Genomic DNA, 17,960 nt, shown 5'->3' with positions numbered 1-17,960 from the left:
CAAGGCTTTTCAAGCGTGCCGCACCCGTCTAGTTTCCCCAGGCCAAGAGGGATGGCCAAGTGCAAGACGACAGAAGCAATGCGAGCAACGACGCCGGCGACAGCGCCGACGAGGCCCAAGGGCGCGCGCAGCGCGATCCTGATTTCGACCGGATGGCAAAGCTTGCAGCCGCCCTGATGTCGGCACCGGCAGCACTGCTCACCCTCGCCGACCAGGACGGACGACAGCTTGTCCAGGCGGACGTCGGACTGTCCTCCGCTCAGATCACTGAGGCACTGGATCTGGCGGAAGGGTTCCTCGCAAACGGCCCTGCCGAAGCAGTCAACCGTACACTTTTTCTGCATGCCGGCGCGCCGATCGTCATGTCAGGACGCACCTTCGGAGCACTGCTGGTGCTCGACAACGAACGGCGCCCTGCGCCCGATCCGGACAGGCAGGCGCAGTTGCAGGACGTCGCCGCCCTTGCGGGCAGCCTCGTCGTCCTGCGCGACCGCTCGCAAGCTGGCGCGCGCGCCGAGGCCGCGCTTGTGCATGCCGAAACCCGCCGCGCGATAGCACTTGAAGCCGCTGCCCTTGCCAGTTGGGTCTGGGATCCGCGCACCGGCATCGTCGAATGCGACACGCTGCTGCCCGAACTCTTCAACATGCCGCCGGCTGCAAAAATGCGGGCGCGCGACATCGTCGTTTCCATCGACCGTCGCGACATCGGCAAGACACGCAAGATTTTCCAGGAAGCGCTTGAGGGCAGCGACGACTATTCCGGCGAATACCGCATCCGCGGCTTCGACCCGCCGCGCTGGCTCGCCGCCCGCGGCCGCGTCGTCGAGCGTGACGCCGACGGCCGTCCGACGCTGGTCTTCGGCGTCAACTACGACATCACGGAGCGCCGCAGTGCCGAGGAGCGCCAGCGCCTGCTGTTGCGCGAGATCAATCACCGGGTCAAGAACACGCTAGCCACCGTGCAAGCGCTGGCCACCCAGACGGTGCGCCACGCCCGCGAGCCGCGTGAATTCCTCGACGCCTTCAGCCAGCGCCTGCGCGCGCTTGGCCTCGCCCACGGATTGTTGTCGGAATATGAATGGCGCGGCATCGGCATCCGTGACCTCGCGCGGCTGGAACTCTCGCCCTTCGACGACGATGACGCCCCGCGCATTTCAATCTCTGGCCCCGACGCGCTGCTCAGCCCTGATCAGACGCTGGGCCTGGCTTTGATCCTGCACGAGCTGGCCAGCAATGCGCTCAAATATGGCGCGCTATCTGCGCCGGGTGGCAGCGTTTTGGTGTCGTGGACAGTGACCAGCGACAAGCGGCTGGAGCTACAATGGACTGAAAGCGGCGGACCGGAGGTCGTCCCGCCGAGCCATCACGGTTTCGGCTCGATCCTCATCCGCCGCAGCCTGGCAAAAGTCATCTCCAGCGAGGTGACGCACGAATTTCCGAGCGAGGGCGTGCGTGCCCACATTTCGATGCCGCTAGGTGAAACGGCCGAAGCCTGACATCTGGCGGGCCTATTCGCCCGCCACGCCATCGCCGTCGTCCGGCTTGCGATTCTCGCGATAGATCGCATAGGCGGCCAGCGCCACCACCGGTCCCAGCAGCGCGCCGATGCCACCCTTGCTGCGCAGCAATGTCGGCAGCACTGCCATCACGGCCGTCGTACCCAGCGCCGCGATATCGGCGCGCCGGCGACGCTCGTCTTCGCGTGCCCGCGACCCGGCCATCAGCTTGTGCACGAGCAGGATCAACCCCGCCAGCAGCAGGAAACCGAGGCCAAAACCGATTGCCGCTTCGAGGTGACCAAATTTCTCAGCCGCCCAGATGAAGGCGGCGCCGACGAGAAAGCCCGCGCCGCATAGGCCAGCGATCCCGGCCGCCAAGTAGGCAGCCGCCGCGCGACGTGTCCGCCTCAGTGCCAAAGTCGTCTCGCCGGTCGCGAAACTCGCAATCAGTGATGCCAGCATATGTCCCCCGGCTTGTGCCTGAAAATTGCGCATCGCCGATCGAAGATCGGTTGATCTCCGATCGGCGCGCTAGCGCCGCGCCAGCAGCGCGACGAGAAAACCAACGCCGGCGGCGATGGCAAGCGACGTCACCGGCTTCTCGCGCACGGTGGTCATGATCTGGTCTTCGATGTCACGGGCATTGCTGCGCAACGCTTCGACGGCTGCGTCGCTTTGCGCCTTCATCTGCTCTGCCCCCAGCGCCGCGGCACGCCGCGCAGCGCCGTAGCCATGTTCGCCGGTCGCCGCCAATTGCTTGGCCAACGCCTCGATATCGGCCTTCAATTGCTTGATGTCGGCCTCGAGGTCCGGCGTCGTCTTAGTGCCGTTGCCGGCCTTTCCTGCAGCTGCAGCCATGTCATTGCTCCTTGCGTTCGATGGGGTCGAAACGCCTCATGCGCCTGTCGGTTCCGTCGTTCCAAGGAACCATCGCCGACCACCGGACGTTTTGCCAGCCTCATTCAGCTGGAAAATCTTCGATGCCAACTCGCACCATCAAGAAGGCGCCGACCGTGCGCCTTCCGCCGAAATCCAACTTCGAGATTCTTCTCACGCGCGGTGCACAGGTATCGATCATCTTCATCGGCGTCGTCGTCACGGTGTTCGCCCTGCATGCCGGCGAGTTCATCCTCACCCCCATCGTACTTGGCGTCGTCGTCGGCCTGATGCTTGGTCCGCTTGCCTCGCGGCTTGAACGCTTCATGGTGCCCCCGGCACTGTCGGCGGCGATCGTCGTCCTGCTGTTTATCGTCTCGGTCTGCGTCTTTGCGCTGCTGGTCAGCTCACCGCTCAGCTTCTGGCTTCAACGCCTGCCGCAGATCTGGTCTCAGCTCGCCACCCAGCTGGCTGACCTCAAGGGGCCGCTCGAGACCTTCAAGAGCATGCGCGACCAGCTGCGCCAGGTCACCGGCGGCGAAGGCGTGTCGGTCTCGGTCGACGAAGGCATGGGCGTCGAGACGATGGCAACACTGGCGCCTGCGGTCATCGCCCAGATCCTGCTGTTCTTCGCCAGCCTCTATTTCTTCGTCGCCACGCGCGACCAGACCAGGATCGCCATCCTCAGGGTCTGCTTCAACCGTCGCCTGCGCTGGCGCGTCGCCCATATCTTCCGCGACGTCGAGCAACTGGTGTCGCAATATCTGCTGTCGATCACCGTCATCAACATCGCCGAGGGCATCACCGTCGGCATCGGCCTCTATCTGCTCGGCGTGCCCTCGGCGCCGCTGTGGGGCGCGCTCGCCATCCTCACCAATTTCGTCCCCTTCATCGGCCCGCTGGCCATGGTGGCGATCCTGTTCGCCGTCGGCTTGACCGAGTTCGACACGCTGGCTACGAGCCTGCTGCCGGTGATCCTTTATCTCGGCGTCAACACCGTCGAGGGCCAGTTCGTCACCCCGCTGGTCATCGGCAGGACGATGACGCTCAATCCCTTCGTCGTGCTGCTGGCACTGGCGTTCTGGATCTGGCTGTGGGGCGCCGTAGGCGGCTTCATCGCCATCCCGGCCTTGCTCGTCGGCTACGCCATCATCCGCAATGTGCTGCCCGGCGTGAACTGGGGCGTCGACGAACTCGACCGACAATACGGGCGCTAAGCGCAGTTCCAGGAAAAATGCGCCGCGTTTTGCCGTCCGGAATTGCGCAAGCACAAGAAGACAACGCTCCTGTCAAAGCAGAGGGCGGACACCTTCGTCGAGGCCGCCCCAGTTCGCCAGCGCCATCAATCCCTCGATGTCGAGCACCTTGCAGCCGCCATCGCGCCACTGCACGAGTTTGCGGTCGATCAGCTTGCGGATGGTCTTGTTGGTGTGGACCAGCGACAGTCCGAGCGTGTCGGCGACGTGCTGCTGGGTGATCGGAATCTCCACCTTGCCGGTCCCGTCCATGCCGACCTTCCGCGCCCTGCTGGCAATGAAGGCGAGCAAATAGGCGGCTCGCTCCAGGGCTGACCGGCGCCCGACACTCAACAGGTTCTCGTCGAGCATGCGCTCCTCGCGCGAGGCGATCCAGGTGATGTCGTAGGCCAGCCCCGGATAGCCGCGATAAAGCTCCATCAGCCTGTCGCGCTCGAACATGCACAAAAGCATCGGCGACAGCGCCTCCACCGAGTGCTGCATCTCGCCCATCAGGCTGCCCTGCAGGCCTATCATGTCGCCAAGCAGCACGTAGTTGAGAATCTGGCGGCGCCCGTCCTCCAGCAGCTTGTAGCGAAATCCCCATCCCGCCAGCACAGTGTAGAGATGGGCACTGTTGCTGCCTTCGGAAAGCAGCGTCGCGCCCTTGTCGACGGACAGCTCGCCGCGCTTGAAGCTGCTGACGAAAGCCAGCTCGTCATTGTCGAACGGCCGGAAGGTCGGCAACGGCCTGAGCGGGCACTTCTCGCACGAAACCTGCCGCACAGTGTCGGTCGGAATGCCTTGCTCGGTCATGAATTCCTCCAGAAATGTGACCGGCAACGCCTTAATGGCGCCGAAGGTTCCTCACGGGTGCGCCGCTGCCGCAGCATGTCTTTTTTAAATGACAGCAGCCGCGACTGCCGTCATGTTCGGCTTCGATTCCATGGAGTGCCCCACGACGTGTCGAGCCCGCTTTCAGGACTGCGTATACTTGTTCTCGAAGACGAGGCGCTGATCGCACTCGACGTCGAGCAGCTTTGCAGGGACCACGGCGCCGGCGAAGTCGCCATCGCTGGCAATCTCCGCGAAGCACGTGAAATCTCCGCGCCCTTTGATGCCGCCATCATCGACGTCATGATCGGCGGCGAGCCGACCTTCGACTTCGCCCGCTCGCTGGAAGCGGCTGGCGTTCCGTTCGTATTCGCTTCGGGCTACGACAAGCTTGACGAGATCTTCGTCGACTTCCCTGACGTGACCCTGGTGAGCAAGCCTTACGCCGGCGCCGATCTCATCGAGGCAGTCACCGAGAGCATTCGCAAGCGCGCGCGCTCAGCTGACAGTTGAGCCCATCACCTGGGCCGCGATCGCGTCGGGGCCGTAGTCGGCCTCGCCCGAGATATCCAGGATCTCCTGCAGCCTGTTGCGGGCGCGGCTGACCCGGCTCTTGATGGTGCCGACGGCACAGCCGCAGATTTCCGCCGCCTCTTCATAGGAAAAGCCCGACGCGCCGATCAGGATGATCGCCTCGCGCTGGTCTTCCGGCAGTTGCTCGAGCGCCTTGCGGAAATCGTCGAGATCAAGTCGGCCGGGCTGGCTCGGATGCACGGCGAGCCGTGCGGTCAGAAGGCCGTCGCTGTCCTGCACCTCGCGGCCACGCTTGCGCATCTGCGAATAGAACTCATTGCGCAGGATGGTGAACAGCCACGCCTTGAGGTTGGTGCCGGGCTGAAAGCTCGACTGCTTGTCCCACGCCTTGACCAGCGTTTCCTGGACAAGGTCGTCGGCCCTGTCGGCGTTCTGCGACAGCGACATGGCGAAAGCGCGCAGGCCAGGAATGGTCGCGAGCAAGTCGCCCTTGAAACCTTGGGAAGCTGCCATGCCCGGTCAGTCCTTCTGCTGCTCAGGTTCGGCTTGTTCCAGCTGGCTCAACAGCTGGGCAAATCGATCCGGCACCTCGTCGGACACCAGTTCATCGTAATATTGCTTGAGCTTGCGGCCGATTTCTGAATTTGCCCCAAGGGGCTCACCGTCGCGAAGACGGTTCGGCCTGGCGCTGGCTGCGCCACTTGTCTGCCTTGTCATATGCTTGCTTTGCCCTTTTGCCCCGTCGGACGTCCCGCCCCAAACGGCGCGCAACAACCTTTGCGGTTTATCGAATTTTGCACCCAACTCCTCAAATGCGGATAGGTTCCACAAAAGAGGAACTTTTGCACAGACCAAGCGTTGTGTGTCGCTTCACAACAGTTTCAGCAACGTCACATGAGGGAGACGTCGACCATGACATTATCCACGAGAATTGCCCCCCACCTGCCTTATCTCCGTCGCTTCTCGCGTGCGGTGGCAGGTTCCCAGGAGAGCGGCGATGCGCTGGTGGCTGCGATGCTCGAAGCACTGATCGATGACATCGATGTGTTCCCGTCCGCTTCCAACGATCGCATTGCGCTCTACAAGATATTTGCCCGTCTTTTCACCTCAGTCTCCATCCGCGTTCCCCAGGATGGCCCGAGCCTGGCCTGGGAAAAGCGCGCTGCCGCCAATCTCTCCGCACTCTCGCCGCGTCCGCGCCAGGCATTCCTTCTGGTTGCCGTTGAAGGTTTCAACGAGGCTGAAGCTGCCGAAGTGCTCGACGCCGACGAGGAAGAGTTCACCAAGCTGCTCCATGAAGCGAGCGGCGAAATCTCGCGCCAGGTCGCGACCGACATCCTGATCATCGAGGACGAACCACTGATCGCCATGGACATCGAGGAGATGGTGGAGAGCCTCGGCCACCGCGTCGTCGGCACGGCGCGCACTCGTGCGGAAGCGATAGCGCTGTTCAAGCGGACGCGCCCGAAGATGATCCTGGCCGACATCCAGCTCGCGGACGGCAGCTCGGGCATCGACGCCGTCAACGAGATGCTGTCGTCAGCGCCGTTGCCTGTGATCTTCATCACCGCCTTCCCCGAGCGCCTGCTGACCGGCGAGCGCCCCGAGCCGGCCTTCCTCGTCACCAAGCCGTTCAACCCTGAAATGGTCAAGGCGCTGATAAGTCAGGCATTGTTCTTTGACAGACAGGCAAAGGCTGCGGCATAGGGCTTTTTGGCCTCGCCTCAGGGAACCATCCTTGCGGCGGCACGTTTTTCATTCATCATTTGAAGGAGATAGATCATGCTGTATTGGGCGCTCGTATTCCTTGTCGTCGCGATTATCGCCGGCGCCCTCGGCTTCGGCGGTATCGCCGGAACTTCTGCCGGCATCGCGCAAATCTTGTTCTTCATCTTCCTGGCGTTTCTTGTCATCTCGCTCATTGCGGGCCTGTTCAGGCGCGCGTGATGACGTCGGTAACATGAAGAACCAACCCGAGACTGGAAGCCGGCCCCCTCAGTCGGAGTCCAGCGCCGCCGGGTAGCGCTCAGCACTGACGCGTTACCCGGCGGTCCCATTTGGTTCCAGTCGAAATCATTCGGCTGAACCGCAAGAAGCAGAGCAAAGGCTCTCGTGGCATGGCCAATCCCTCAGCATCAATGGGACCGAGCTCACGATTGGACGCCGCTCTTCTCCACGTCTCCCGCAATGCCGGCATCGCCGTGCTTTACCAGGATCACACCCTGCAGACAGTGTGGTCACACAATCTGCAGCCGCCTTGGGCAGAGGTGCTGGAAGAGCAGTCCGGGACGGCCAACTCCCTGCCGCAACAGCAGGCCGACCGGCTCGTGGCTGCAAAGAAGAACGTCCTTGCCACCGGCAATTCGGACGGGCTCGAGGTCAGCATCGCCGACAACTCGGCAGGCATGCGTTGGTACGATGTCTGTATCGACGCCGACCATTCGTCGAGCGGCCAGGTCCAGGGTGTCGTCGTCACCGTCATCGAAACCACAGAGCAGAAGCGGCGCGAGCAAACGCTGAAGGCGCTGCTGCGCGAGGTCAGCCACCGCTCCAAGAACCTGCTTGCCATCATCCAGAGCATTGCCAGCCAGACCGGTCACTATTCCGGCTCCATCGACGTCTTCCTCGAGCGTTTTCGCGGCCGGCTGCAGTCGCTCGCCTCGTCGCAGGATCTGGTCACGTCGTCGAACTGGCGCGGCGCAGGCTTTCGCGAACTCGTAATCGGCCAGGTCAAACGCTACAGTAGCGACACCGAGCATGCCGTCCACATCCTTGGCGAGGATCCCTATCTCACCCCCAATGCCGCCCTGCATATCGGTCTTGCCGTGCACGAGCTGGCGGTCAATTCAGTGAGCTTTGGCGCGCTTTCGCGTGCAGACGGTCACGTCGAGGTGACGGCCAGCAGGGTATCCGGTCCCGATGGCGAAGGGCAGTTGGCGCTGCATTGGTCGGAGGCAATCGGCCCGACTGCCGACGCGACGACACGCAAGAAGCGCTTCGGCTCGGTCGCGCTCGAGCGCGTCGTGCCGGCGGCGCTGAGCGGCAGTGCCGTACTCGAAATCGGCGTCGACAGGCTACAATACCGTCTCCTCATGCCCCAGGCGAACTTCGAAATCGACAGGGATTAGCCGTCGCCACATGACACCGGAGATTCAAACGGTTTAGCTCGATTGGATCACGGAACTTTTGCCCGCCACCCGCCGTTTCTTGGCCGAGGTGGTTTGTCATGGAACACATCGCAGCGTTTCTGTTGGTCGTTTCCTGCTCGCAGGATTTGACGGGTTGCCGCGAGACACCGGCGCCAGCGCCCTTGTTCGAGGCATATGACGCCTGCCAGGCCGAGTTGCCGAAGGTTCTGACCGCGTTCACATCGCGCGACAGACGCGCCTTTGCCAAATGCCTCGAGGTCGATCCCGCGCTAGAGGACGACTACGACCAACTGACCTGGAATGTGCTGCCCAACGGTATGCTCGAAGCGTCGCTGTCGGTTTCCAGCGTCGTCGTGGCGGCGGATGCGGCGAGCGGCAAGCCGGCATATCTCCACTGATGCGCAAGCGTATCAGCCTGTCCCCTTCAGACCGAGGAGCCGACATCATGCGGATACGCTAAGCCGTTGAATTGATGCGGCGAGCGGAAAAACGATTCCGATTTTTGGACCGATACGCTAAGTATTCACCGGGCGATGTTAAAGTGAGAGGACTGACCACATGAAGAAGCTTATCCTTGTCGTTGCAGCCGTCGTTGCAATCTCAGGCTGCACGACGACCGAGCGCGACGTAGCCACCGGCACGGGCGTAGGTGCTGTTGCCGGCGCTCTCATCGGCGGTGGCCGGGGCGCACTCATCGGCGGTGCCGTCGGCGCGGCCTCGGGCCTGCTGGTCCGCAACCTGCGCAATGGCTACTGCGAATACCGCAACAGCCGCGGCCAGATTTACACGGCACGCTGCCGCTAATACGGTTTGCAGGCAAACCCGGCGATGGCCCTGCCGTCGCCGGGTTTTTCTTTGGAGCGTCGGTGCAGCGGGTCAGCCGCGATAGGGTATGTCGATCTCCACCAGCAGTCCGTCCTTGGCGTAGCGGCGCATGATCTTGCCATCGAGCTCGCGGGTGATGTTCATGTCGATAAGCTTGGTGCCAAAGCCGGTCCTCTCAGGCTCCGATACGCCATTGCCGTTGCGTTCGGCCCAATTGAGCACCAGCCGCCGTTTCTTGCCCTGGCCGTTCATGCGCCAGTTCACCTTCAGGCCGCCAACCGAGTTGTCGCCGTCGCCATATTTCAACGCGTTGGTCGCAAGCTCATGGAAGGTCAGCCCAAGTGCCTGCGTCGTCGTCTCGTCCAGTTCGACCGTCGGACCATTCATCATGTCCTCCGGCAATTCCTTGCCGAACACCTGGCCCAACTCGATGCGCAGCAATTCGCTGAGATCGGCCTTTTGCCAGCGCGAGCGTGTCAGCATGTCCTGCGATGCTGCCATTGCCTGAAGCCGCGCCGAGAAGGACGACGAGAAGTCATTGATGTTCTCGGAGTGCGCCGCGGTCTGCCGCGCCATCGCCAGCACGCGGGCAATCGAGTTCTTGATGCGATGCTTCATTTCCTGAAGCATCAGGTCCTTTTCCAGCAGGCTCTTCTCGGTCGTCTCGTGCAACTGCGCCGCGGCTTCATAGGCGCGCTGCTGATAGCGCGCGACAAGCGCGATCGCACCCGCCAGCACGAGACCGAAAACCCCGAGCATCAGCGGCGCGGCACGCGGCGATGGCGGCGCGAACGCTGTGCTCGGCCTGAAATTGACGGTCCATCTGCGGCCGGCGACATTGGCCTCGCGCGTCACCGAAAACTCGTTGCCATAGCTGGGATCGGGTGGCACCTGCGAGCGGAACAAAAGCGTGTCATCGCCCATCGTCCCGTCGAATACCTCCACCGCCACCGGCAGTAGCGGCGCCTTGCCGAGTGCTGCCTGGAAAAGCTCCGACGTGCGGAAGGCGACATAGAGAAAACCAGCGGGTGCCGGACCTTCTGCCGCCGGGCGGTCGACGCGTGAAAGCACCAGGATCCCGGGCTGCTTCTCGTTGTCGCCCTGGCCGAGCAGCACCCTGCCCGTCGCCCTGGGTTCGCCCTGGGCCGCCATTGCCGATTCGATGGCGGGCCGGCGCAGCGGGTCGGTTGCCATATCGTAGCCCATCGCATCGAGGCTGGCCTTGCTCATCGGCTCGAACAGCACGATGGGCGTCCGCCAGTTCAGCGTCGTCTCAGGAAACAGCGCCCGGTCGATGCCGTAGCCGTCCTTCAGTTCGCGCATGACCGTCTCGCTCTGGCTGGTCTCGATCAGCCTGAGGAAGCCTATGCCGCGCAGGCTGGGGAAATTCTTCTCCGCATCGAGCGAAGCGAAATAGTCGCGGAACTGGTCGCGCGAAAGATGGCCCTTCTGCGCCACGAACATCGCTTGCGTCGCATGCAGCAAGGCAAGGTCGAATTCCAGCCTGCCCTCGATGCGGTTGAGCGCGTCGTCGGCGACGGACTGGAATTTGATCCGCGCCGCCTCCACGGTCGCCAGATACACGAGCCCGGCCATCGTCAGGCTGACGAGGGTCACGGCGATAAAGATCAGACTGGGGAAGTACTTTCTCAATTCCGGCTGGCTCGCGTCACCCACGCACCATTAAAGCACGATCGCGCAAAGGTGAAACTGCTTTTCGCGATCGTGCATTGAGCCAGACGTGCGGCCTGCCTGAGCCGGCAAAGGGCCTGTTCAGGCAGCGATCTGCATTGCCCCCGGTCCGGGCGTTGCGCCAGGCGGACACTTGCCGAGAATGATCATGCCCAACACATCATCCTTGGTCACGTCCTCGGTGCGGGCCGTGCCGACGACCTGGCCGTTCTTCATCACGCAGACACGGTCGGCGAGATCGAACACGTCGTGGATGTCGTGGCTGATGAGAAAGATGCCGATGCCATCGGCCTTGAGCTGCTTGACCAGTTCGCCGACCTGCGCCGTCTCCTGTGGTCCAAGGGCTGCCGTCGGCTCGTCCATGATCAGTATGCGGGCATTGAACAGGATGGCACGTGCGATCGCCACAGACTGACGCTGGCCACCGGAGAGTTTGCTGACCGGCTCCTTGAAGCGCTGGAAGCGCGGGTTGAGCCGGCCCATCACCTTGCGCGCCTCGGCTTCCATGGCGACGTCGTCGAGCGTGCCATAGGCGGTCATGATCTCGCGGCCGAGGAAGAGGTTGGCGGCGGCATCGACATTGTCGGCCAGCGCCAATGTCTGGTAGATCGTCTCGATGCCGTATTTCTTGGCGTCGCGCGGGTTGGAGATCGCGGCCTCCTCGCCCCGGACCATGATGGTGCCGGCGTCGCGCTTGTAGGCACCCGACAGGATCTTGATCAGCGTCGACTTGCCGGCACCATTGTGACCGAGCAGCGCCACCACTTCACCGGGATAGAGGTCGACCGAAGCATCGTCGACGGCACGGATGCCGCCGAAGGCGATGGAGATGTTCTTGAGGTCGACGAGCGGGATACGGGTCTGTTCCATGATCTTGGCTCCCGGATTTCGTTAGACGCGCTTGCGATAGAGCGTGTCGAGCCAGACGGCCACGACCAGCACCAGGCCAACGACGATGTTCTGCAGCGGCGTGTCGATGTTGAGCAGCACCATGCCCGACTGCAATGACTGCATCAGAAGCGCACCCAGCATGGCACCGGCAACGGTGCCGGAGCCACCGGCGAGCGAGGTGCCGCCAATGACCGCTGCCGCGATGACCAGCAGTTCGTCCAGGGTACCGAGCGAGTTGGTAGCCGAGTTCAGGCGAGCACTGGAGACTGCCGCCGAGATCGCCGCCAGCACGCCCATGATCATGAACACCTTCATGGTGATCCAGCGCGTGTTGATACCGGCGAGGTTGGCTGCTTCCGGGTTGCCGCCGATGGCGAAGACATAGCGGCCAAAGCGTGTGCGGTTGGTGACGAAGGTCATGACGATGCCCACTGCCACCGCGATCAGGACGGGAATGGCGATGCCATGGGCGATGAACAGGCCGCCTTCAGGGATGGTAATGCCGTTGGCCTCGGCGTAGCGACGCACGATACCGATCGGCCAAGGGTAGGAGTTGGCGATCCAGATCGCGCCAAGGATGACCCCGCAGGTAACGGCGCCGAGAAATGCCTCTGCCCAGACCGGCCGCAGCGGAAACTTGAAGCGCTTGCGTTGCTGGCGGCCACGCAGCAGCAGGAACACCACAGCCAGGCATGCGACAAGGCCGACGATCCAACTCCACGTCGCTCCGATGGCGCCCTGCGGACCACCACCCATGAGCTGGAAGGTGGCATCGAGCGGCGCGATCGTCTGGCCTGACGTGACCCACCAGGCCGCCCCGCGCCAGATCAGCAATCCGCCCAGCGTCACGATGAAGGCAGGAACCTCCATGTAGGCGATGACGAAACCTTGCAGCGCGCCTATCATCAGGCCAAGCGCAATACCAATGGCAAGTGCCAACGCCCAGATCCACGGATTACCAAGTTCGAGACCGACGGCTTTGACCAGGAAATGCACCTGGGCAAAGCCCATCACCATGCCGACCAGGCCTTCGGCCGACCCGACCGACAGGTCGATATTGCGCATGACGATAACCAGCACCATGCCGGTCGCCATAATCGCCACGGCAGACGCTTGCACCGACAGGTTCCACAGATTGCGGGCGGTTAGGAAGGTGCGGCTGTCGAATTCGAACGGGTTGACGCCAAGGCGCAAGCTCGAAATCACCTGCAGCCCGACCCAGATCAGGAGCAGCGCACCGACCATGCCGAGCATGCGCGTATCGATCTCGGTTGCCTTGAGAAAGCGTCCGACCGGGCTGAGTTCGGTCGTTCGCGCTCGGTCTGCCGGCGCGTTGGTTGTCGTGTCTGTCATTGTTACCTCCCGACCGGATAGCCGTCTAAGCGGCAGCCGGTGTGCGCATGATAGGGTCAATCCGCCATGTCATGAAGCGGGCGCTTTTGAAAAACGCCGCGGGCAAGCCGCGGCGTTTGACCGACCGGATCGAACCGATCTCAGTTGCAGGCTGCGACCGAACCGGCCGCCACGCCCTGGCAGACCACGTCCTTGCCAACCCAGCCGGCGTCGATGACGACGTTGAGGTTGTCCTTGGTGATCGGAACAGGCGTCAGGAAGACCGAGTTCAGCTCGAGGCCGCCAGGCGTCTTGAACTTGGTGACGTTGGCGATCTCTTCCATCTTCTTGCCATCGGCGAGCTGCGAGGCGATTTCGGCGGCGTTCTTGCCGAGCTCGCGCGCGTCCTTCCACACCGAGACGGTCTGAGTGCCGAGCGCGATGCGGTTCAGCGCGGCATGGTCGCCGTCTTGGCCCGACACCGGCACCGAACCGGCAAGGCCCTGTGCCTGAAGCGCTGCGATCGCGCCGCCGGCGGTGCCGTCGTTCGAAGCCACGACCGCGTCGATCTTGTTGTCGTTGGCGGTCAGGAACTGTTCCATGTTCTTCTGGGCATTGGCCGGCAGCCAGCCATCGGTATAGGCCTCGCCGACATTCTTGATCTTGCCGGCGTCGACGGCTTCCTTGAGCACTTCCATCTGCCCGGCGAACAGGAAGTCGGCGTTCGGATCTGCACCGCTGCCCTTGATGAAGACGTAGTTGCCTTCAGGCTTGGCGGCGAACACGCCCTTGGCCTGCATGCGGCCGACTTCCTTGTTGTCGAAGGTCAGGTAGAAGGCATCCTTGTTCTCGATCAGGCGGTCGTAGCCGACAACAGGAATGCCTTCGGCGACGGCCTTGTCGACAGCCGGTCCGATGGCCGAGGCGTCCTGAGCCAGGATGATCAGGGCGTTGGCGCCCTGGGAGATCAGGCTTTCGACGTCGGTCAGCTGCTTGGCCGGCGACGACTGCGCGTCAGCCGAGATGTACTTGTCGCCGGCGGCCTCGATGGCGGCCTTCATGGCGGCTTCGTCGGTCTTCCAGCGCTCTTCCTGGAAGTTCGACCAGGAGACGCCGATGACCTTGTCCTTTGCCGAAGCCACTGCCGTAAGCGACAGAGTCATGGCAACGCCCGCCAGGATGGCGGTGGTAAACTTTTTCATTATTTCCTCCCTGCGCCCAATGGGCGCGCCTACTTCGCGATAGCCCTTGGAGAAGCTCTTTTTTTTCGAGCCTCGAAAAAATACTGACTCAATGCCCGGCCACTGTCAACATGGTTTCGCGAGCGCTCCTTATTTTTTTCGGAGCCCGAAATAAATAGAGACATTTGGCGCTGGCTCTGTCACAATCACTTGGCGCGTAAGGGACTGCCGCTTAAGAAGGGCAGCGCTTCGCCGGGAGGAAGACGAGCACATGTCGGTCGGCATACGTCACGACGATCTGAGACGGCGCAACCGCGCCATGGTTATATCCGCGGTTCGCCGAGCCAGCCAGCCATCGCGCACCGAAATCGCCGCCACCACCGGCCTCAGCCATTCGACGATCTCGACGATTTCCTCCGATCTCATATCAGAAGGCATCCTTGCCGAGGCCAAGTTCAGCGAACCCGTCTCCATGAAACGGGGGCGGCCGCAGGTCGGGTTGATGCTCGATGCCGATGCTGCGTCTGTCGTTGCGGTCGTGCTCTCGCTCAACAGCCTGTCCGCCGCCATCATCGACTATGCCGGCAACACCGTGACCGAAGAGACCCGGCGGCTTGTCACGCAGCAGATGCCTGCCGAGGCGCTGGTCGACGAATGCGTCGGAATGGTCCGGCGCCTGATCGACAGCGCCGGCGCTTCGGGCGGCGCCGTCCTACGCATCGCCATCGCCGTCCAGGGCATCACCGACGCCGCCTCGCGCAAGCTGTTGTGGTCTCCGATCACCCGATACGACGACATCCCCTTCGCCGACCGGCTGGAGCAGGAGTTCGGCGTACCTGTTTCGGTTGAGAACGACTGCAACATGATCGCCGAGGCCCTCCGCTGGCGAGATCCGGTGCGTTATCGCGACGACTTCATCGCCATCCTGCTCTCGCACGGCATCGGCATGGGCCTCGTCATCAAGGGCGAGCTGTTCACCGGCACGCAGTCGTCGGGTGCCGAGTTCGGCCACATGATCCACCGCCCGGACGGCGCGCTTTGCCGTTGCGGCCGCCGCGGCTGCATCGAGGCCTATGCCGGCAACTACGCCATCTGGCGCAACGCAAGGGTTGGCGACGAGAATGCCGAGCCGCTGGCCGACCTGTCCGACGACGACATCAGGGCCGTGGCCGATGCGGCACGTGACCATGATGGCCCCGAACGCGAGGCCTTTCGCAAGGCCGGCGAAGCCATCGGCTTTGGACTCGGCTCGATGTTTGCGCTGTTCGACCCCGCCCCCCTCGCCTTCGTCGGCGTCGGCGCAACCGCCTTCGACATCATGGAGCCACATGTGCGCGCGGCCATCGCCAAGACGGCGGGCGGGCTGCACTCGAAGGCGATCTCCTTCGACACCGAACCCAACGAGGTTCCGCTCAAACGCGAGGGCGCGATGATGCGCGCGCTGCTTGCCATTGATCAGGAGATTTTTGCCGCAGGCACGGCTCCACGCCGTGCCGGTGCCGACGTCGCCTAGCTGAGCGGAAAAGAGCCCGAAGCGGCTCAGTCCTCGCGGATGGCGTAGCCGGCACCGCGAATGGTCCGGATCACGTCAGGCATGCGGCCGTTGTTGACCGCCTTGCGCAGGCGCCCGACATGCACGTCAACGGTGCGCTCGTCGATATAGATCGTCTCGCCCCAGACATTGTCGAGCAACTGGCTGCGCGAGAACACGCGGCCCGGGTGCCGCATCATGAATTCGAGCAAGCGGAATTCGGTCGGCCCGAGCTTGATCTCGCTCTTCTTGCGGTAGACGCGGTGCGACTCGCGGTCGAGCATGATGTCGCCGACCTTGAGCACCGAGGACAGCACCTCGGGTTTGGCCCGGCGCAGCAGCGCCTTGACGCGCGCCATGAATTCCGGCGTCGAGAACGGCTTGACCAGGTAGTCGTCGGCCCCGGTCGAAAGCCCGCGCACCCTGTCGCTTTCCTCGCCCCGCGCCGTCAGCATGATGATCGGCAGGCGTTCGGTGTCGGGACGCATCCTGAGCCGGCGGCACAGTTCTATACCCGACAGCGCCGGCACCATCCAGTCGAGCACCAGCAGGTCGGGCACGTTTTCCTGGAGCCGAATCTCGGCCTCGTCGCCACGCGTGACGACCTCGACCTGATAGCCTTCGGATTCGAGATTGTAGCGAAGCAGCACGCCCAGCGGCTCTTCGTCTTCGACGACCATGACCTTGGGAGCGATCATTGGCTATACCTTGTCCTTGCGCATGGCCGCTTGTGGACCATGCGCTGATTTAACCTATGCAGCGCCCCCGCGCCAAACGCATGCGGTTGCGGAAATGCTCAGGCCGGAACCGTCGTCGTGGTCTCGTCGACCTTGGGCCGGTTCAGCGGCAGCTGCGTACCCGTCACGACGAAATAGGCGTTCTCGGCGATGTTGGTGACATGGTCGCCGATGCGCTCGAGGTTCTTGGCGCAGAACAGCAGATGCGTGCAGGCCGTGATGTTGCGCGGATCTTCCATCATGTAGGTCAGGAGTTCGCGGAACACGGCGGTGTACTGGATGTCGATCTTCTGGTCGTCGGCGCGCAGATCCTTCAGGCCCTCGGCCTGACGCGCGACATAGAGATCGACGACGCCGCGAACCTGGCCAAGCACCAGCTGCGCCATCGCATCGATCGAATGCGAGAGATTGCGCGGGGTCGGCGACTGGCCGACGGCGCCGACGCGCTTGGCAATGTTCTTGGCGAGGTCGCCGATGCGCTCGAGGTCACCCGCCATGCGGATGGCACCGACCACGGCGCGCAGGTCCTGCGCCATCGGCTGGCGCTTGGCGATCAGAGTGATCGCCGAATTGTCGAGATCGCGCTGCTTGGCGTCCATGATCGTATCGTCGGCAACGACGTTTTGCGCCAGTGCCTGGTCGGACGTGAGAAGCGCGCGGATGGCGCCGGCCACCATTGCGCCGGAAAGATCGCCCATGTCGCGGATGAGCTGGTCGACGTGCTGAAGTTCTTCGTCGAAGGACCGGACTGTATGTTCGCCCATGATTTCTTCCTCGTATCGTGTGCCGCGACGAAACCCACTCAGCCGAAGCGGCCGGTGATGTAGTCCTGCGTCCGCTTGTCGTCGGGGTTGGTGAACATCTTGTCGGTCGGGCCTTCCTCGACGAGATAGCCGAGGTGGAACATCGCCGTGCGCTGCGACACGCGCGCCGCCTGCTGCATCGAGTGCGTGACGATGACGATCGTGTAGTTCTCGCGCAGTTCGTCGATCAGCTCCTCGACCTTGGCGGTGGCGATCGGGTCGAGCGCCGAACACGGCTCGTCCATCAGGATCACCTCGGGCGAAACGGCGATGGCGCGCGCGATGCACAGGCGCTGCTGCTGGCCGCCCGACAGGCCGGTGCCCGGCTCGTTGAGGCGGTCCTTGGCTTCGTTCCACAGAGCGGCCTTCTGCAGGCTCTTCTCGACGATCACGTCGAGCTCGGCCTTGTTCTTGGCGAGACCATGGATGCGCGGGCCGTAGGCGACGTTCTCGTAGATCGACTTCGGGAACGGGTTCGGCTTCTGGAACACCATGCCGACGCGGGCACGCAGCTCGACGACGTCGATCTTGGGATCGTAGATGTCTTCGCTGTCGAGGGTGATCTTGCCGCCGACGCGGGCTGCGTCGATGGTGTCGTTCATGCGATTGAGGCAGCGCAGGAAGGTCGACTTGCCGCAGCCCGACGGGCCGATCAGCGCCGTCACCTGATTCTGGCGAACGTCGAGATCGACGCCGAACAGCGCTTGCTTCTCGCCATAGTGCACGGTCACCTTGTCGCCGCGCATCTTGATGATTTCGTTCGTTCTGGCGTTCATCTCAGCATTCACCGCGTCGTCGAGGGATTTTTCGGTCATGATGTTCATAGCAGGATGCTCCTTGT

The 17,960-nt window shown here is 63.1% G+C and carries 21 protein-coding genes; 9 read left to right on the top strand and 12 right to left on the bottom strand.

The window, feature by feature from the left end:
* Positions 1-59: 59 nt before the first annotated feature.
* The gene (locus IG197_RS18685) at positions 60-1,496 is read left to right on the top strand and encodes a sensor histidine kinase (protein WP_246765187.1); all 1,437 of its coding nucleotides are present in this window, start codon (positions 60-62) and stop codon (positions 1,494-1,496) included.
* A 12-nt stretch (positions 1,497-1,508) separates the two neighbouring features.
* Here the strand turns inward: IG197_RS18685 and IG197_RS18680 are convergent, their stop codons facing one another.
* Together IG197_RS18680 and IG197_RS18675 are read right to left on the bottom strand one after the other, a co-directional pair.
* Positions 1,509-1,961: a hypothetical protein gene (locus IG197_RS18680; RefSeq protein WP_192314106.1), complete on the bottom strand. Its 453-nt coding sequence runs from the start codon at positions 1,959-1,961 to the stop codon at positions 1,509-1,511.
* Between the two features lie 69 nt (positions 1,962-2,030).
* Positions 2,031-2,357 (bottom strand): YqjD family protein, encoded by a 327-nt coding sequence (locus IG197_RS18675; protein ID WP_067957331.1) that lies wholly within the window; start codon positions 2,355-2,357, stop codon positions 2,031-2,033.
* A 122-nt stretch (positions 2,358-2,479) separates the two neighbouring features.
* Here IG197_RS18675 and IG197_RS18670 point away from each other — a divergent pair, with 122 nt between their 5' ends.
* Positions 2,480-3,592, top strand: coding sequence for an AI-2E family transporter (locus IG197_RS18670; protein ID WP_192314103.1), 1,113 nt, complete (start codon positions 2,480-2,482; stop codon positions 3,590-3,592).
* 72 nt (positions 3,593-3,664) lie between these two features.
* Here the strand turns inward: IG197_RS18670 and IG197_RS18665 are convergent, their stop codons facing one another.
* On the bottom strand, positions 3,665-4,426 hold the full coding sequence (locus tag IG197_RS18665; protein ID WP_192314100.1) for a Crp/Fnr family transcriptional regulator: 762 nt from the start codon (positions 4,424-4,426) through the stop codon (positions 3,665-3,667).
* A 147-nt stretch (positions 4,427-4,573) separates the two neighbouring features.
* On the opposite strand from IG197_RS18665, the gene IG197_RS18660 reads away from it, so the two are divergent.
* Positions 4,574-4,957: a response regulator gene (locus tag IG197_RS18660; RefSeq protein WP_067957325.1), complete on the top strand. Its 384-nt coding sequence runs from the start codon at positions 4,574-4,576 to the stop codon at positions 4,955-4,957.
* Here the strand turns inward: IG197_RS18660 and IG197_RS18655 are convergent.
* Both IG197_RS18655 and IG197_RS18650 read right to left on the bottom strand, forming a co-directional pair.
* Positions 4,943-5,491, bottom strand: a complete 549-nt coding sequence (locus IG197_RS18655) for an RNA polymerase sigma factor (protein ID WP_067957322.1) — start codon at positions 5,489-5,491, stop codon at positions 4,943-4,945. The genes IG197_RS18660 and IG197_RS18655 overlap by 15 nt on opposite strands.
* A 6-nt stretch (positions 5,492-5,497) precedes the next feature.
* The gene (locus IG197_RS18650) at positions 5,498-5,695 is read right to left on the bottom strand and encodes a NepR family anti-sigma factor (RefSeq protein ID WP_154385735.1); all 198 of its coding nucleotides are present in this window, start codon (positions 5,693-5,695) and stop codon (positions 5,498-5,500) included.
* Positions 5,696-5,890: 195 nt separating this feature from the next.
* Between IG197_RS18650 and IG197_RS18645 the strand changes: the two genes are divergently transcribed.
* The 5 genes from IG197_RS18645 to IG197_RS18625 all read left to right on the top strand — a co-directional run bounded on the left by IG197_RS18645 (position 5,891) and on the right by IG197_RS18625 (position 8,931).
* A complete protein-coding gene (locus IG197_RS18645) occupies positions 5,891-6,685 on the top strand; it encodes a response regulator (protein ID WP_067957319.1) in 795 nt (264 codons plus the stop codon).
* A gap of 75 nt (positions 6,686-6,760) precedes the next feature.
* The gene (locus IG197_RS18640) at positions 6,761-6,925 is read left to right on the top strand and encodes a DUF1328 domain-containing protein (RefSeq protein WP_018429836.1); all 165 of its coding nucleotides are present in this window, start codon (positions 6,761-6,763) and stop codon (positions 6,923-6,925) included.
* 209 nt (positions 6,926-7,134) lie between these two features.
* Positions 7,135-8,106: a sensor histidine kinase gene (locus IG197_RS18635; RefSeq protein WP_331461904.1), complete on the top strand. Its 972-nt coding sequence runs from the start codon at positions 7,135-7,137 to the stop codon at positions 8,104-8,106.
* Between the two features lie 98 nt (positions 8,107-8,204).
* Positions 8,205-8,525, top strand: a complete 321-nt coding sequence (locus IG197_RS18630) for a hypothetical protein (protein WP_067957315.1) — start codon at positions 8,205-8,207, stop codon at positions 8,523-8,525.
* Between the two features lie 160 nt (positions 8,526-8,685).
* Complete coding sequence (locus IG197_RS18625; RefSeq protein ID WP_067957313.1) at positions 8,686-8,931, top strand: YMGG-like glycine zipper-containing protein; 246 nt, start codon at positions 8,686-8,688, stop codon at positions 8,929-8,931.
* A 72-nt stretch (positions 8,932-9,003) separates the two neighbouring features.
* Here IG197_RS18625 and IG197_RS18620 read toward each other — a convergent pair whose 3' ends face one another.
* The 4 genes from IG197_RS18620 to xylF all read right to left on the bottom strand — a co-directional run bounded on the left by IG197_RS18620 (position 9,004) and on the right by xylF (position 14,069).
* Positions 9,004-10,605 carry a CHASE domain-containing protein gene (locus IG197_RS18620; protein WP_192314094.1) on the bottom strand — a complete coding sequence of 534 codons (1,602 nt, stop codon included), beginning with the start codon at positions 10,603-10,605 and terminating at the stop codon, positions 9,004-9,006.
* Positions 10,606-10,725: 120 nt separating this feature from the next.
* Complete coding sequence (locus IG197_RS18615) at positions 10,726-11,514, bottom strand: ATP-binding cassette domain-containing protein (RefSeq protein WP_192314091.1); 789 nt, start codon at positions 11,512-11,514, stop codon at positions 10,726-10,728.
* 21 nt (positions 11,515-11,535) lie between these two features.
* Positions 11,536-12,888 carry a sugar ABC transporter permease gene (locus tag IG197_RS18610; protein WP_192314088.1) on the bottom strand — a complete coding sequence of 451 codons (1,353 nt, stop codon included), beginning with the start codon at positions 12,886-12,888 and terminating at the stop codon, positions 11,536-11,538.
* Positions 12,889-13,028: 140 nt separating this feature from the next.
* A complete protein-coding gene (gene xylF / locus IG197_RS18605) occupies positions 13,029-14,069 on the bottom strand; it encodes a D-xylose ABC transporter substrate-binding protein (RefSeq protein WP_154385677.1) in 1,041 nt (346 codons plus the stop codon).
* Between the two features lie 250 nt (positions 14,070-14,319).
* Here xylF and IG197_RS18600 point away from each other — a divergent pair, with 250 nt between their 5' ends.
* Entirely contained in the window at positions 14,320-15,561 is a 1,242-nt protein-coding gene (locus tag IG197_RS18600) for an ROK family protein (protein WP_192314085.1), read from the top strand.
* 26 nt (positions 15,562-15,587) lie between these two features.
* Here IG197_RS18600 and phoB read toward each other — a convergent pair whose 3' ends face one another.
* The 3 genes from phoB to pstB all read right to left on the bottom strand — a co-directional run bounded on the left by phoB (position 15,588) and on the right by pstB (position 17,943).
* Positions 15,588-16,277, bottom strand: a complete 690-nt coding sequence (gene phoB, locus IG197_RS18595; RefSeq protein ID WP_067957297.1) for a phosphate regulon transcriptional regulator PhoB — start codon at positions 16,275-16,277, stop codon at positions 15,588-15,590.
* A 98-nt stretch (positions 16,278-16,375) separates the two neighbouring features.
* The gene (gene phoU, locus IG197_RS18590; protein ID WP_067957295.1) at positions 16,376-17,080 is read right to left on the bottom strand and encodes a phosphate signaling complex protein PhoU; all 705 of its coding nucleotides are present in this window, start codon (positions 17,078-17,080) and stop codon (positions 16,376-16,378) included.
* Positions 17,081-17,118: 38 nt separating this feature from the next.
* Positions 17,119-17,943 carry a phosphate ABC transporter ATP-binding protein PstB gene (gene pstB, locus IG197_RS18585; protein ID WP_154385679.1) on the bottom strand — a complete coding sequence of 275 codons (825 nt, stop codon included), beginning with the start codon at positions 17,941-17,943 and terminating at the stop codon, positions 17,119-17,121.
* Between the last annotated feature and the right edge of the window lie 17 nt (positions 17,944-17,960).

This window comes from Aminobacter sp. SR38 (genome assembly GCF_014843375.1).
Taxonomy (GTDB): Bacteria; Pseudomonadota; Alphaproteobacteria; order Rhizobiales; family Rhizobiaceae; genus Aminobacter; species Aminobacter ciceronei.
The sequence above is the reverse complement of the archived record's forward strand: the minus strand, read 5'-3'. Positions and strand labels throughout refer to the sequence as shown.

Excerpts from the sequence above, each read along its gene's own strand:
- IG197_RS18680 (WP_192314106.1), bottom strand. The coding sequence starts at position 1,961 with ATGCTGGCATCACTGATTGCGAGTTTCGCGACCGGCGAGACGACTTTG.
- IG197_RS18675 (WP_067957331.1), bottom strand. The coding sequence starts at position 2,357 with ATGGCTGCAGCTGCAGGAAAGGCCGGCAACGGCACTAAGACGACGCCG.
- IG197_RS18670 (WP_192314103.1), top strand. The coding sequence starts at position 2,480 with ATGCCAACTCGCACCATCAAGAAGGCGCCGACCGTGCGCCTTCCGCCG.
- IG197_RS18665 (WP_192314100.1), bottom strand. The coding sequence starts at position 4,426 with ATGACCGAGCAAGGCATTCCGACCGACACTGTGCGGCAGGTTTCGTGC.
- IG197_RS18655 (WP_067957322.1), bottom strand. The coding sequence starts at position 5,491 with ATGGCAGCTTCCCAAGGTTTCAAGGGCGACTTGCTCGCGACCATTCCT.
- IG197_RS18650 (WP_154385735.1), bottom strand. The coding sequence starts at position 5,695 with ATGACAAGGCAGACAAGTGGCGCAGCCAGCGCCAGGCCGAACCGTCTT.
- IG197_RS18645 (WP_067957319.1), top strand. The coding sequence starts at position 5,891 with ATGACATTATCCACGAGAATTGCCCCCCACCTGCCTTATCTCCGTCGC.
- IG197_RS18640 (WP_018429836.1), top strand. The coding sequence starts at position 6,761 with ATGCTGTATTGGGCGCTCGTATTCCTTGTCGTCGCGATTATCGCCGGC.
- IG197_RS18630 (WP_067957315.1), top strand. The coding sequence starts at position 8,205 with ATGGAACACATCGCAGCGTTTCTGTTGGTCGTTTCCTGCTCGCAGGAT.
- IG197_RS18625 (WP_067957313.1), top strand. The coding sequence starts at position 8,686 with ATGAAGAAGCTTATCCTTGTCGTTGCAGCCGTCGTTGCAATCTCAGGC.
- IG197_RS18615 (WP_192314091.1), bottom strand. The coding sequence starts at position 11,514 with ATGGAACAGACCCGTATCCCGCTCGTCGACCTCAAGAACATCTCCATC.
- IG197_RS18610 (WP_192314088.1), bottom strand. The coding sequence starts at position 12,888 with ATGACAGACACGACAACCAACGCGCCGGCAGACCGAGCGCGAACGACC.
- xylF (WP_154385677.1), bottom strand. The coding sequence starts at position 14,069 with ATGAAAAAGTTTACCACCGCCATCCTGGCGGGCGTTGCCATGACTCTG.
- IG197_RS18600 (WP_192314085.1), top strand. The coding sequence starts at position 14,320 with ATGTCGGTCGGCATACGTCACGACGATCTGAGACGGCGCAACCGCGCC.
- phoB (WP_067957297.1), bottom strand. The coding sequence starts at position 16,277 with ATGATCGCTCCCAAGGTCATGGTCGTCGAAGACGAAGAGCCGCTGGGC.
- phoU (WP_067957295.1), bottom strand. The coding sequence starts at position 17,080 with ATGGGCGAACATACAGTCCGGTCCTTCGACGAAGAACTTCAGCACGTC.
- pstB (WP_154385679.1), bottom strand. The coding sequence starts at position 17,943 with ATGAACATCATGACCGAAAAATCCCTCGACGACGCGGTGAATGCTGAG.